This is a genomic window from Xanthobacter wiegelii, assembly GCF_043193855.2.
Classification (GTDB): domain Bacteria; phylum Pseudomonadota; class Alphaproteobacteria; order Rhizobiales; family Xanthobacteraceae; genus Xanthobacter; species Xanthobacter flavus_A.
On the sequence record NZ_CM195529.1, the window covers coordinates 3,745,047 to 3,758,349 of the forward strand.

A 13,303-nucleotide genomic window follows, 5' to 3' on the forward strand; every position below is an offset into this window, starting at 1 on the left:
CTGGAGACCATCCATGATGATGTCACGCCGGACTACCCTCGCCGCCCTCGCCTTCAGCCTCATGGCCGGCACGGCCTTCGCCGCCGACACCATCAAGATCGGCGTCAACGAGCCCCTCACCGGCGCCTTCGCGGCCTCCGGCACCTATGTGGTGAACGGCGCCAAGATCGCCGCCGACGAGATCAACGCCAAGGGCGGCATCCTCGGCAAGAAGGTCGAGCTGGTCATCGAAGACAACAAGAGCAACCCGACCGAAGCCGCCTCGGTGGCGGAAAAGCTCATCACCTCCGACAAGGTGCCGGTCCTGATGGGCGCCTGGGGCTCCTCGCTCACCCTCGCCACCATGCCGAAGCTGGAGGAATATTCCGTGCCGATGCTGGTGGAGACCTCCTCCTCCGGCAAGATCACCACCTCCGGCAACCCCTTCATCTTCCGCATCTCGCCCCCGTCGGCGGTCGAGGCGGAAGCGTTCGAGCCCAGCGTCAAGAAGCTCGGCCTGAAGAAGGTGGACTTCCTCGTCATCAACAACGACTGGGGCCGTGGCGCCGCCGTCGACTTCTCCAAGATGCTGAAGGCCAACGGCGTCGAGGTCGGCCTCGTGGAGACCATGGACCAGTCGGCACAGGACATGAGCGCCCAGCTCGCCAAGCTGAAGGCCTCCGACGCCGACACCATCATGGTGACGAGCGCGGTGGACCAGCTCACCCTCCTGTTCAAGCAGATGGCGGCGCTGGGCCTGAAGAAGCGCGTCATCACCACCGGCGGTTCGCAGAATCCGGACCAGATCATCGCCCAGGCCGGCGCGGCGGCGGACGGCACCATGCACCTCACGACCTTCCTGCCCTGGTGGCCGGAAAAGACCCCGAACCCCGAGGCCACCGCCTATTTCCTCAACGAGTGGAAGAAGCGCGGCTTCGACTTCGCCGGTGCCACCGAGAGCTTCCGTGGGTATGACGGCATCCGCACGGTGGCGGCGGCCATTGCGGCGGGCGGCGGCACCGATCCCGCCTCCATCCAGAAGGGCTTCTGGAAGGTGGACTTCATGGGCCTCAACGGCCCCATCAAGTTCCAGAAGAGCGGCCCGGCGGGCAAGGAAAGCGGCCAGTCCAAGCCCAACGTCTACATCATCGAGATTTCCGGCGGGAAGGTGAACCAGGTTCAGCTCGGCGGCTGATCCGGTTCTACTCAAATTCCTCCGCCCTTGGGCGGCGCTTCAGGTGGGGGACGGCTCGGGCCGCCCCCCACCCTGCCCCGAACGCCAGACCGGACAGGCCAGATGGACCAATTGCTGCAACACATCTTCAACGCGCTGGTGCTCGGCGGCACCTATGCGCTCCTGGGCATCGGCCTCACCTTGATCTTCGGCATCATGAACGTGGTGAACTTCACCCACGGCGCGCTCTACACCTTCGGCGGCTACGCCATGTATCTGGCCGCCGTGGCGCTGGGACTGAACTTCTTCGTGGCGCTGCCGGTGGCCCTCGTGGCCGGTCTCGTGCTCGGCGCCCTCATCGAGTTCACCCTGCTGCGGCCACTGCGCCGCTCGGACATCGACACCACCATGCTGGTGATGATCGGCGCGGGCATCATCATGCAGTCCGGCACGCTCTGGATCTTCGGCGGCGTCGCCAAGGCCGTGCCCACGCCCTTCCCGGCGCAGCCGCTCACCTTCGGGCCGGTGTCGCTCTCCTACGTGAATTTGTTCGTGCTGTGCGCGGCGGTGGCGCTCATCGCCATCACCTACTTCACCATCAACGGCACCAAGCTCGGCCGCGCCATGCGCGCCACCTTCCAGGACCATGACACGGCGTCCCTGATGGGCGTCAATGTCTCGCTCATCTACACCGCCACCTTCGCCATCGGCTCGGCGCTGGCATCGGCGGCGGGCGCGCTGCTCGGGCCGGTCTATGTGGTAACGCCGCAGATGGGCGACCTCGCGGCGGTGAAGGCCTTCGCCATCGTCATCCTCGGCGGCCTCGGCTCCATCTCGGGCGCCACCATCGGCGGCTTCATCCTCGCCTTCGCGGAGGAGCTGGGCGCCGGCTACATCTCCTCGGGATATCGCGACGCCATGGGCTTCCTCATCATCATCGCGGTTCTGCTGGTGAAGCCCACCGGCCTGTTCGCGCGTGCGGAGCGGATCGGATGACGCGCCTCATCGCCCCCCTGTTCCTGGTCGTCTTCGCCCTGCTGCCGCTGGGCCTCACCGACCCCTATCTGCTCAATGCCCTCATCATCACGGGCATCCTCACCATCTGCGCCATGAGCCTCAACCTGCTGCTGGGCTTCACCGGACAGCTCAGCCTCGGGCATGTGGCCTTCTTCGGCATCGGCGCCTATGTCAGCGCGCTCACGGCGCTGGGCTTCGACGTGAGCCTGCCCTTCGGCATGCGCGTCACCCACGAGGGTGGCTCGCCGCTCCTCGGCTTCGTGCTCGCCATCGTGCTCACCGGGCTGTGCGGCTACCTCATCGGGCGGCTGTCTTTCCGGGTGCGCGGCGCCTATTTCGTCATCGTCACCATCTCGTTCGCCGAGGTGGTGCGGCTGGTGGCGCTGAACTGGGTGGAGCTGACGCAGGGCCCGCTCGCCCTCACCGCCATTCCCAATATGGTCCTGCCGGTGCCCGGCCTCGGCGACGTGGCGCTGCGCTCCAAGATGCAGAACTATTATCTGGTGCTGGCGGTGGCGGTGGTGAGTTATCTCCTCATCGCGCGCCTTGTGGCCTCGCGCTTCGGCCGGGCCATGCGGGGGCTGAAGGAGAATGAGTCCCTCGCGCTCTCCCTCGGCATCAACGCCACGCGGACGCTTACCATCGCCGCCACCGTCTCGGCCGCCATGGCGGGGGCGGCAGGCAGCCTTTATGCCCATTACATCCGCATCATCGACCCGGACGTGTTCCTGTTCTCCTACACGGTCACCATGGTCATCATGGTGGTGTCCGGCGGCAAGGGCACGCTGGCGGGGCCGCTGGTGGGCGGCATCATCTTCGGGCTGCTGCCGGTGGCGCTGCGCCCGGTGATGGCGCCGGAAGCGCAGTGGATCGTCTACGGCGCCATCCTCATCGCCATCCTGTTCCTGATGCCGCGCGGCATCGTGCCGGCGCTGGAAGGCCTTGCCGAGCGCATCGCGGCCCGCAGGAAGGCCAGTGACAAGCCATCCGACGCGATGCCTGCCAAGATGGGAGCGAACCCATGAGCACCACCCATGGCAACGCCATCCTGAATGTCGAGCACGTGGGCATGAAGTTCGGCGGCCTCACGGCCATCGCCGACCTGCATTTCGACGTCCATGAAGGCGAGATCCTGAGCCTCATCGGCCCCAACGGCGCCGGCAAGACCACCGCGTTCAACATCATGACCGGCTTCCTCAAGCCCACGCAGGGCCGGGTGCTGTTCCGTGGCCGCGACCTCTCGCAGACCCGGCCGAACGAGATCGCCCGCCTGGGCCTTGCCCGCACCTTCCAGCGCACCAGCGTGTTCGCCGACGACAGCGTGCGCGACAACGTGCTCATCGGCCTGCACCGCCACGGCGAGGACACGCGCTCGGGAATCCTCCTCGACCGTCTCTTCCCCACCCCCGCCGCGCGGCGGGCAGAGAATACGGTGCGCGAGCGGGCAGACGCCATCATCGACATGGTGGGCCTCACCGCCCGCGCCGGCGACAAGGCGGGCTCCCTCTCCTATGGCGAGCAGCGCCTCGTCGGCTTCGCGCTCGCGCTCGCCGTGGAGCCGAAGATGCTGCTGCTGGACGAGCCGGTGTCCGGGATGAATGCCTCTGAAACGCAGGGCTTCGTGCGCCTCATCCGCAAGGTGCGGGACGAAGGCGTCACCATCCTTCTCGTGGAGCACGACATGCCCATGGTGATGGAGGTGTCTGACCGCATCGTCTGCCTCAATTACGGGCGGCTGATCGCGGAAGGCCCACCCGAGGCCATCCGAACGGACCCGAAGGTCATCGAAGCCTATCTCGGCAAGAGCGCCGCGAAGCTGGAGCAGCGGGAGGTGGCCCATGCTTGAGATTTCCGATCTCGTCTGCGGCTACGGGCAGGTGGCCGCGCTGCGGGGCATTTCGCTGACCGTGGGCGAAGGACAGTTGGTGGCGCTGGTCGGCGCCAACGGCGCGGGCAAGTCCACCACGCTGCGCACCATCTCCGGCCTCGTCCCGGCCCGCGCCGGCTCCATCCGCCTTCAGGGCGACGACGTGACCCGCGTCGGGCCGCAGAAGATGCTGAAGCTCGGTGTCGCCCACTGCCCGGAAGGCCGGCGGGTGTTCCCGCACATGAGCGTTTCCGAAAACCTCGCCATGGGCGCCTATCTGCGCGCCAGCGATGCCAGACTGAAGGCGGACTACGAGCGCATCTACACGAGCTTTCCCCGCCTCGCCGAGCGGCGCCACCAGATGGCCGGCACCCTTTCCGGCGGCGAGCAGCAGATGCTGGCCATCGGCCGCGCGCTCATGTCGAGGCCCCGCCTCGTCCTGTTCGACGAGCCTTCGCTCGGGCTCGCGCCGAACATCGTGGAGCAGATGTTCGCCATCATCGGCTCCATCCGCGATGCCGGCACCACCGTGCTCCTCGTGGAGCAGAACGCGTTCGCCGCGCTGGAACTGTGCGACTACGCCTATCTGCTGGAGGCCGGACGCATCGTGATGTCCGGCAAGGGCGCGGACCTCATCGACGATCCCCACGTGCGGGCGGCCTACCTCGGCAGCTGAGGCGTCTTCCCCGGCCCCGCCGGCCGGGCAGATCAATCCTGGAGCAGCGGGCTTCGCGCAGCCAGCTGGCCGGCGTCCTCGAGCCGCGCGGCGGCGGCCCTGAAAAGGGGCGCCAGCCGCTCCGCCCATTGCCGCTGACCGTCCGGGCGGGCGACCAGATCCTGCCGGATCTCGATGCCCACATGGGGAATGCCGCGCCGCTCACCGTGCTCCGGAATGGTCCAGTCCGTCTCCTCGCTCACCGCGTAGGGCTCGTTGTCTCCCACGGTAAGCGTGGCATCGGCGCGCAGCAGCGGAAGCAGTGCCTGCGCGAGGCGGCTGTCGCGGTGGTGAAGCAGGCCCGCGTGCCACGGCCGCACGAAGCCGGCGAAGACCGGCGTGAAACTGTGCATGGCGATCAGGAGGACCGGCGCGCCCGCGGCGTGCCGCCGATCGAGTTCAGCGGCGATGCGCGCGTGATACGGCAGGAAGATTTCACTCTCGCGCGCCAGGCGATCCGCCGCGCCGACCCCCTGGTTGCCGGGAACGGGCGTCGCGTCGCTTTCCACCGGGATGGACTGCGCGGCGCCCAGCGGCCTGTTGCAATCGATCAACAGGCGAGAATAGTTCTGTTGAATGAGCGTGGCATCGAGTAATTCTGAAAGCGCGTGGCAGACGCTGGCGATGCCGATGTCCCAGGCGATGTGACGCTCGCGGTCCACCGCCGAGAGGCCAAGCGTTCCGACAGAGCGGGGAAGCCTGTTTCCCGCGTGATCCGCAACGAGAAGGAACGCGGAACGGCCTTCGGGATTTAATACCGTGACTGGCGGCATGTCGCCGGCCGTCAACAGGGAAACAGGCGCGCTCACGTCAGAACCTTTCCGGCACGGGCCATGCATCTGACGCGACAGCCCCGGGGCTGCGCGCACCATAACCGATCCGCGGGCCATGTCCGCACAGAGCTGAGGCCTATATGCTGATCCACGCCGGCTACGAAATTACTTACGGCTGCCCGCAGCCGACGCCCATGATTCTCACCCTGAGCGTCCACCCCTCGCGGTTCGACGATCTCGTGAACCCGGACCGGGTGATGTTCGACCCGCCGATTCTCGCCAACACCTATCACGACAGCTTCGGCAATTTCTGCCATGTCATCCAGGCGCCCGCCGGCGGCCTCACCATGCGCACGAACTTCACGATTCGCGACAGCGGCCTGCCGGACGACGTGGCTCCCTCCGCCCCACAGCATCCCCTCGGCGAACTGCCCGTGGGCGTGCTCCTCTTCCTTCTGGGCAGCCGCTATTGCGAGACGGATCGCCTGAGCGCGTTCGCCTGGTCGAAGTTCGGGCACTTGCCCAAGGGCTGGCCGCTGGTGCAGGCCATCTGCGATTTCGTCCACAACCACATCGCGTTCGACTATGCCCACGCGAGCCCGCTGAAGACCGCCTTCGACGCCTTCACGAGCAAGGAAGGCGTCTGCCGCGACTTTGCCCACCTCGCCATCACCCTGTGCCGCTGCATGAACATTCCGGCCCGCTACTGCACCGGCTATCTCGGCGACATCGGCGTCCCGGCCGATCCGGCGCCGATGGATTTCAGCGCGTGGTTCGAGGTCTATCTCGGCGGACGGTGGTATACGTTCGACGCCCGGCACAACACCCCGCGCATTGGCCGCATCCTGATGGCCCGGGGACGGGACGCGACTGATGTCGCGCTCGTGACATCCTTCGGCCCCGCGACGCTCACGTCGTTCAAGGTGGTTACGCACGAGGCTGCGGCGGCCGCATAGGTGATGGCGGACGAAGCCCATCGCTTTGGTGGCCCGTCCCCTCTACACTCACCCCACACCGGCCAAGGCCGGCCTCCGGGCAAACGGCCAGACAGCTGGCCGGGGAACCGGGATGATCTTCAGATTGGATATCTTTTGCAGGTTCTCGTCAGAGACAACAACGTTGAGCAGGCCCTCAAGGTTCTCAAGAAGCGCATGCAGCGGGAGGGCATTTTCCGCGAGATGAAGCAGCGCAAGGCCTATGAAAAGCCCTCGGAACGCAAGGCGCGCGAGCATGACGAGGCGGTGCGTCGGCACCGCAAGGCGGCGCGCAAGAAGGCGCAGTATGAAGGCCTGATCGCCGCCCCCAAGCGCCGCGCCAGGCCTACGGCCGGCCGAGGCCCGGCAACCGGCGCCGCGCCCTCTTTTACCGCCCGGTGATTCCCGCGGTGGGTCGGGGCCCGGGCCCCGGCCACCCGCCACCAGTTACCGCTGCTCAGTAGAACGGCCGGGCGAGGCTGGCCGAGGCGAGGCGTTTGCCATCCGCGTCGAGGGCCTCGACGGTCCATGTGTAGATACCGCCGACACAGGGCGACCTGTAGGACACGGCGCCCCGCGGGACGGCGCCCTGCTTGGGGAGTTGCACATCCGCTCCGCCCAGTTCCCGGCCGCTCGGCCCCAGCAGCGCGAAACGCAGTCTGGCGGTGCCCGCCGGCACGTTGCCCAACTGGAACTCCGGGCTGTTCGGCCGCGGCACGCACATGGTGGTTCCGAGCCAGGTGAAATCGAGCGTCATGTCCGGAGCGCTCGCCGCGGCGGAGGAGATGCCTGCTGAGATGAGGCAAGCGAGGGCATACGTCTTTTTCATGACAGCTCCATCAGCTTCCGCTTCGAAGCCGCAATGATCCTAGCATAGATGGGCGAGGGGACCGCCCGAAAACTACGGGGCTGATTCTTTCGTCTCGACGAGAATTGATCGCGCCCGCGCGTAAAACCGTGCTACAGAGGGCCCATGAACACTAAATTTGACGCTGACGGCCTCGTTGAGTTCGTCGCAGGCTTCCGATCCCCGCAAGGGCGGTTCAGGATCGTTCGCATCATGCCCGATGACAAAGGCGAGCCGAGCTATCGCGTAAAAGGCGAGCACGAGGCGTTCGAGCGGATCGCGCGCGAATCCGAACTGCGCCGACCCGGCGAAATATAGGCGGTATATGGAGCGGCACGGATAAAAAAACCGGGCCTTGCTATCAACACAATAGCCTCCTATGTTGTGTTTGTCTGAATTTGACGGCTGATTTTCTGGCGCCACAGAGTGCCTGACGATACCTCCCTTCAATTTCTAACTTTTGTTCAGCTCGATCACTCGGGCTGTGCACCCACGCGCGATTGAAAGGAAATCGTCATGAATATCGGTACTGTGAAGTGGTTCAACGCCACCAAGGGCTTCGGCTTCATCCAGCCCGACAACGGCGGCGCGGATGTGTTCGTGCATATCTCGGCCGTCGAGCGCGCCGGAATGCAGGGCCTCGCCGAAGGCCAGAAGCTCCAGTTCGACGTCGTCCGTGACAACAAGTCCGGAAAGAACTCGGCCGGAAACCTCCAGGCCGCGTGACATTACTCTAGCGGACCACGGATGTACTGGCCGCTGGACTGATGCACATACAGTTCTGAAAAACCCCGCCCTCACCGGCGGGGTTTTTTATTTCATTTTTCAGTTGGCTTATCTTATCTCTGCGGCTTTGATCTCGGATGTGGTATTGTGATTCATGACTCCGATCACACCACATCAGAATACGCTTTCCAGCGCCGAGAGCCGCCGCCAGCTGGATGAATCCATCGAGCGGGCCATGGATCGCTACAGGACCGACTTCGAGGCGATGCGCGAGAACAGCGCGCGTCTGCGCGCCGTGCGTGAGGCGCGCGATCGGGAGGCCGCGGCCATTCCCGCCACCAAGACCGGCAAAAAGACGACTGCAAAGCGCCGTATCAAAGCCTGACCCGGAAGCCGCGATGAGTGCCCCCATGAAGGCCGTTCGCGTCGGCCGGCGGCCCGCCCGCATGGCGATGGCACAATTGCCACACCTCACGCTGCGATAGCCGGTCTCCGACCCTTAGGCACAGGCGAAACGGCGCAAATGCTGCGTCTCCGGCGGATGGCTGCCCTGCGGGATTGAGGCTGGCGCTTGCCAGAGACGCCGCTTGGCGGCAAAGTCCCCGCCGAAATGTGCTCAAGCGTTGCGACAGTCGCGGCATCCGCGTCGCGCGACGGGCAGAAGGGACACTTAGAGATTACCATGACCGATGACGTTGCCATGTCCGGGGCCCGGTCCGGCGCCCTTAGCCGCCGCTCCTTCCTCTTCGGCTCGGCCCTCGGCGTCGGCGCACTGGGTCTTGCCGGCTGCTCGTCCGACGTGATGAGCCTCGCCGAAGCACAGAAGATCTACCCGGCAATGCCGAACGAGAAGTTCCCGATCCCCGCGCCGGACATCAGCAAGGTCAACCCCAAGTACTACCGCCGCACCGTCGCCTACGAGAGCAATGAGGCGCCCGGCACAATCATCGTCGACCCGAGCAATTATTACGTCTACCGCATCGAGGGCGAGGGCAAGGCCACCCGCTACGGCGCGAATGTGGGCCGCGCCGGCTTCCTGTGGAGCGGCGATGCCTATGTCGGGCGCAAGGGCGAGTGGGCGGTGTGGACGCCCCCCAAGGAGATGATCAAGCGCCAGCCCGAGGCGGGCAAATGGGCCAACGGCATGCCCGGCGGCCTCGATAACCCCCTGGGAGCCCGTACGCTGTATCTCTACCAGAACGGCCAGTACACGCTCTACACCATCTATGCGAGCAGCGACCCAGAGTCGATCGGCTCCGGCATCACCAGCGGCTGCGTCGGCCTGCTCAGCCAGGACATGATCGATCTTTATGACAAGACGCCGGTGAAGACCAAGGTCGTCGTCCTGCCGGCCTGAGCCAGCTGGCGTTGCCGTTCGCGTTGTTCGTGCGGATCGGCCGCGGCGCGTGGAGGTGGCTTTTCGAGGCCTGAAGACGACCTCGATGCAGCCGTCCGTCGTCTTTCCGCCCGCGCGGCGATCAGCTGGCGAAGCTGGCCGCCGCGAGCCCAAGTACCAGCAGGCCTGCCGCGACGAGCGCCCAGGTGCCCCAGTTCGGCGGCGCATTGGCGTGGGCGCGATTGTCCTCCTCGCTTTGGGGCCGATACAGCTCGCCGAGGCTGGGGTCGCCATCGGCGATCCGGTCGCCCGTCTCCGGCGGCCGCCAGTCCTGCTGCGGCGCGTGGCCGCCGGCCTCGTCATCCGTTCCCAGCGGAGCGGCGGCGAAATCGGGGCCGCGCACCTTGTCGCGGTTCTGGCCGGTGTCGGTGGCGTGGCGGGTTCTCTCGGCGTCGGATCCCTCTTGTGCCATGGCTGCGCTCCTTTCGCTCTTGCCTGTCTCGCAAAGGAAAGTGCCCTGCCCCAGCAGACGTTCCAGCCCGCCTCCCATGCGCGCGATGGACAAAGCCGCAATTGCATTGAACAGCGCGTCCCGTCAGGACGAGAGCACGCGCCGATCTGATTGCACCGCAATCAGATCGGATAACGCGTTCTCTATCATTAAGTTAGAGGGCGATTAACCGATCAAATTGGTTCAATTTGATCGGATCGCGGTCTAGGTCTTGGCCGGGGCCGCGGCGCTGTCGGTCCGTCGATCGGGGGTTTCGATGCTGTTCCTCAATCCTGTCGAGCGTCTGGTCGCCGAGGTTCACTACCGGCTCGACGAGAAGTGGCGGAAGAAGGGCCGCACCGCCTGGTCGGATCCCAACCGCGCCAATGCCGAGGTGGACAGCTTCCTGGAAGGCCCCTCGTTCGACCGCGACGGCAACCTCTTCTTCGTCGACATCCCCTTCGGCCGCGTGTTCCGGTTGACGCCCGGCGGCGATTGCGATCTGGTCTGCGAATACGACGGCTGGCCGAATGGGCTGAAGATCCACAGGGACGGCCGCATCTTCATCTGCGACCACAAGGCGGGCCTGCTCCTGCTCGATCCCCGGACAGGGACCATCGCGCCGCTCCTCGCCTCGCGCAACAGCGAGGCATGGAAGGGCCTGAACGACCTCGTCTTCGCCGCCGACGGCACGCTCTACTTCACCGATCAGGGCCAGACCGGCATGCACGACCCCACCGGCCGCGTCTACCGGCTCGATGTCGGCGGGAAGCTCGACATGCTGCTGGGCAACGTGCCGAGCCCGAACGGCCTCGTACTCGACATGACCGAGAGCCGCCTCTACCTCGCCGTGACGCGCCAGAACGCCGTCTGGCGCTGCCCCATCATGACGGACGGCACCCTCTCCAAGGTCGGCACCTACATCCAGCTCTCCGGCGGCCATGGCGGCCCGGACGGCATGGCGCTGGACGAGGAAGACGGGCTCATCGTCTGCCAGCTCGGCGTCGGCGTGTGGCGTTTCGATTCCCTCGGCATGCCCACGCACCTCATCACCGGCCGCGTCGGGCGGACCCTTACCAACGTCGCCTTTGGCGGCAAGGACAACAAAACCCTGTTCATCACAGAATCCGATACGGGCACGATCCTGAAGGTGGACATGCCGGCGGCCGGCAAGACGATGTATTCCCACACGTGAACGGGATGAACTGAAACGCCGGCAACCCTGCTAAATGCCACTGCATTGGTGAACCAAATTCAGTAATCGTTGTGTTTTTCGCGTTACCGGCCTCGCGCCGCTTTCGGCATCATCGCGCGCTTAAAAGATCAAAGCACGACGAGGAGACGAACGTTGAGCGGCCAAGCCCCTGCCATCCCTGGCGATATCGTCCTTTCCGGACCCGATGGCGTGTCCCTTTCCACGGCACTCCCGCTCATGGCGCATGCCATCCGCTTTCTGGCGGTGGATGCCATTCTCGCGGCGGGCGAAGGCCATCAGGGCGTTCCCCTCGGCATGGCCGAGATCGCGACGGTGCTCTACAGCCGACACCTGAAATTCGATCCCGCCGACCCCACCTGGCCGGACCGGGACCGCGTGGTGCTCTCCAACGGGCACGGCTCCACTTTGCTCTATTCGCTGCTGCACCTCACTGGCTATCACCACATCTCGCTGGATGCAGTGAAGAGCTTCCGTGAACTCGGTTCAACCTGCGCCGGCCATCCCGAATACGAGCCGGCCGCCGGTATCGAGACCACCACCGGCCCGCTCGGGCAGGGCATCGCCAATGCGCTTGGCATGGCCATCGCCGAAGCTCATCTCAACGCCCGCTTCGGCGACGACCTCATCGACCATCGCACCTGGGCCTTCGTCGGCGACGGCTGCCTGCAGGAGGGCGTGGGGCAGGAGGTGATCCAGCTCGCCGGCCACCTGAAGCTCGGCAAGCTCACCTTCTTCTGGGACGATAACGCCATCACCGACGACGGCTCCACCGAGCTCTCCATCTCCGAGAACGTGGCCGAACGCTTCCGCGTCGCCGGCTGGCATGTGGTGGAGATCGACGGCCACGACATCGCGGCGGTGGACGCCGCCATAAGCGCCGCCAAGGCCGATCCTCGCCCCTCCATGATCGCCTGCAAGACCACCATCGCCCGTGGCATCCCGCGCCTTGAAGGCCAGCGCGGCGGCCATTCCGGCAAGCTCTTCCCCGAGGATCGCGCCGCCATGGCCGCCCGCTTCGGCTGGACCGGCGGCAGCTTCGACATTCCCGCCGACATTGGCGCAGCCTGGCGCGCCACGAGCAGGCCCGGCGCGGACGCGCGGGCCACCTGGCGCCAGCGGCTCGCCGCCACCGGCAATGCGGTGCAGGATGAGTTCCACCGCACCATCGCCGGCACCCTTCCTGCCGGCACGCGCGAGGCCATCCACGCCTACAAGGCGAAGGCGGCGGCCGAGGCGAAGGCGGACTTTTCCATCGCCACCTCCGGCGACATCGCAGGCTCGCTCTACGAGGTGCTGCCCGACATCATGACCGCCTGCGCGGACCTGGAAGCCCCCACCAACCACAAGCGCCAGCTCTCCGCCTTCACCGCGAAGGATCGCGCCGGCCGCTACATCCATTGCGGCGTGCGCGAGCATGCCATGGGCTCCCTCGCCAACGGCATGGCCGCCCACGGCGGCGTCATCCCGCTGGCGGTCACCTACCTGCCGTTCTCGGATTACGAGCGCCCGGCCCTGCGCATGGCGGCGCTCATGGGTCTGCCGGTGAAGTTCGTGTTCAGCCACGATTCCATCGGCATCGGCAAGAACGGGCCGACCCACCAGCCGGTGGAGATCATCGCCTCGCTGCGCGCCATGCCGAACATGATGGTGCTGCGCCCCTGCGACGCCATCGAGGCGGCCGAGGCGTGGGAGATCGCGCTGGAGCATCGCACCGGCCCGGTGGCGCTCGTGTTCGCGCGCCAGTCCCTGCCGGCCCTGCGTCACGATGGCGGCGCGGAGAACCGCTCGGCCCGCGGCGCCTATGTCCTTCAGGAGGCCGAAGGCGGCCCGCGCCGCGTCACCCTCATCTCCACTGGCTCGGAAGTTCAGATCGCCGTGGAAGCCCGCGCGCAGTTGCAGGCCGAGGGCATTCCCACAGCGGTGGTCTCCATGCCTTGCTGGAGCCTGTTCGAGGCACAGGATGCCGCTTACCGCAAGGCGGTGCTGGGCGCGGGTACCGTGCGGGTCGCCGTCGAGGCGGCGGTGAAGTTCGGCTGGGAACGCTGGATCGGCGAGGAGGGCGGCTTCGTCGGCATGACGGGCTTCGGAGCCTCCGGCCCCGCCGATGCGTTGTACCGGCACTTCGGCATCACTGCCGAGGCCGTGGCCGAGGCCGCCCGCGTGCGGCTCTGAGCCTGTCGCGACAATCG

General features: G+C 66.2%; 16 protein-coding genes. 13 read left to right on the plus strand and 3 right to left on the minus strand.

Annotated elements, in window-relative coordinates:
- Positions 1–19 precede the first annotated feature (19 nt).
- The 5 genes from V5F63_RS17415 (at position 20) to V5F63_RS17435 (ending at position 4,713) form a co-directional block, all read left to right on the plus strand.
- Positions 20–1,174, plus strand: a complete 1,155-nt coding sequence (locus tag V5F63_RS17415) for an ABC transporter substrate-binding protein (protein ID WP_394028248.1) — start codon at positions 20–22, stop codon at positions 1,172–1,174.
- Between the two features lie 102 nt (positions 1,175–1,276).
- Entirely contained in the window at positions 1,277–2,149 is an 873-nt protein-coding gene (locus V5F63_RS17420) for a branched-chain amino acid ABC transporter permease (protein ID WP_168461067.1), read from the plus strand.
- The gene (locus V5F63_RS17425; RefSeq protein WP_394100753.1) at positions 2,146–3,195 is read left to right on the plus strand and encodes a branched-chain amino acid ABC transporter permease; all 1,050 of its coding nucleotides are present in this window, start codon (positions 2,146–2,148) and stop codon (positions 3,193–3,195) included. Before V5F63_RS17420 ends, V5F63_RS17425 begins: the two co-directional genes overlap by 4 nt.
- Positions 3,192–4,016, plus strand: a complete 825-nt coding sequence (locus V5F63_RS17430; protein ID WP_209484380.1) for an ABC transporter ATP-binding protein — start codon at positions 3,192–3,194, stop codon at positions 4,014–4,016. The genes V5F63_RS17425 and V5F63_RS17430 overlap by 4 nt, the downstream gene beginning before the upstream one ends.
- Positions 4,009–4,713: an ABC transporter ATP-binding protein gene (locus tag V5F63_RS17435; protein WP_394100752.1), complete on the plus strand. Its 705-nt coding sequence runs from the start codon at positions 4,009–4,011 to the stop codon at positions 4,711–4,713. The genes V5F63_RS17430 and V5F63_RS17435 overlap by 8 nt, the downstream gene beginning before the upstream one ends.
- Positions 4,714–4,745: 32 nt before the next feature.
- Here V5F63_RS17435 and V5F63_RS17440 read toward each other — a convergent pair whose 3' ends face one another.
- The gene (locus V5F63_RS17440) at positions 4,746–5,591 is read right to left on the minus strand and encodes an N-formylglutamate amidohydrolase (RefSeq protein WP_394100963.1); all 846 of its coding nucleotides are present in this window, start codon (positions 5,589–5,591) and stop codon (positions 4,746–4,748) included.
- 74 nt (positions 5,592–5,665) lie between these two features.
- Here V5F63_RS17440 and V5F63_RS17445 point away from each other — a divergent pair, with 74 nt between their 5' ends.
- Complete coding sequence (locus tag V5F63_RS17445) at positions 5,666–6,481, plus strand: transglutaminase-like domain-containing protein (RefSeq protein WP_209484382.1); 816 nt, start codon at positions 5,666–5,668, stop codon at positions 6,479–6,481.
- A 135-nt stretch (positions 6,482–6,616) separates the two neighbouring features.
- Entirely contained in the window at positions 6,617–6,901 is a 285-nt protein-coding gene (gene rpsU / locus V5F63_RS17450) for a 30S ribosomal protein S21 (RefSeq protein WP_209484384.1), read from the plus strand.
- 55 nt (positions 6,902–6,956) lie between these two features.
- Here rpsU and V5F63_RS17455 read toward each other — a convergent pair whose 3' ends face one another.
- Entirely contained in the window at positions 6,957–7,328 is a 372-nt protein-coding gene (locus V5F63_RS17455) for a hypothetical protein (RefSeq protein WP_209484386.1), read from the minus strand.
- Between the two features lie 144 nt (positions 7,329–7,472).
- Between V5F63_RS17455 and V5F63_RS17460 the strand changes: the two genes are divergently transcribed.
- The 4 genes from V5F63_RS17460 (at position 7,473) to V5F63_RS17475 (ending at position 9,429) form a co-directional block, all read left to right on the plus strand.
- Positions 7,473–7,664 carry a hypothetical protein gene (locus V5F63_RS17460; protein WP_394028002.1) on the plus strand — a complete coding sequence of 64 codons (192 nt, stop codon included), beginning with the start codon at positions 7,473–7,475 and terminating at the stop codon, positions 7,662–7,664.
- 198 nt (positions 7,665–7,862) lie between these two features.
- Positions 7,863–8,072 carry a cold-shock protein gene (locus V5F63_RS17465; RefSeq protein WP_209484388.1) on the plus strand — a complete coding sequence of 70 codons (210 nt, stop codon included), beginning with the start codon at positions 7,863–7,865 and terminating at the stop codon, positions 8,070–8,072.
- Between the two features lie 154 nt (positions 8,073–8,226).
- A complete protein-coding gene (locus V5F63_RS17470; RefSeq protein ID WP_209484390.1) occupies positions 8,227–8,457 on the plus strand; it encodes a hypothetical protein in 231 nt (76 codons plus the stop codon).
- Between the two features lie 297 nt (positions 8,458–8,754).
- Positions 8,755–9,429, plus strand: a complete 675-nt coding sequence (locus V5F63_RS17475) for a L,D-transpeptidase family protein (RefSeq protein WP_209484392.1) — start codon at positions 8,755–8,757, stop codon at positions 9,427–9,429.
- A gap of 121 nt (positions 9,430–9,550) precedes the next feature.
- On the opposite strand, the gene V5F63_RS17480 is transcribed toward V5F63_RS17475, so the two are convergent.
- On the minus strand, positions 9,551–9,880 hold the full coding sequence (locus V5F63_RS17480) for a hypothetical protein (protein ID WP_209484394.1): 330 nt from the start codon (positions 9,878–9,880) through the stop codon (positions 9,551–9,553).
- 295 nt (positions 9,881–10,175) lie between these two features.
- On the opposite strand from V5F63_RS17480, the gene V5F63_RS17485 reads away from it, so the two are divergent.
- Both V5F63_RS17485 and tkt read left to right on the plus strand, forming a co-directional pair.
- A complete protein-coding gene (locus tag V5F63_RS17485; protein WP_394100751.1) occupies positions 10,176–11,093 on the plus strand; it encodes an SMP-30/gluconolactonase/LRE family protein in 918 nt (305 codons plus the stop codon).
- Between the two features lie 237 nt (positions 11,094–11,330).
- Entirely contained in the window at positions 11,331–13,286 is a 1,956-nt protein-coding gene (gene tkt, locus V5F63_RS17490; protein ID WP_394100962.1) for a transketolase, read from the plus strand.
- The last annotated feature ends 17 nt before the right edge of the window (positions 13,287–13,303 follow it).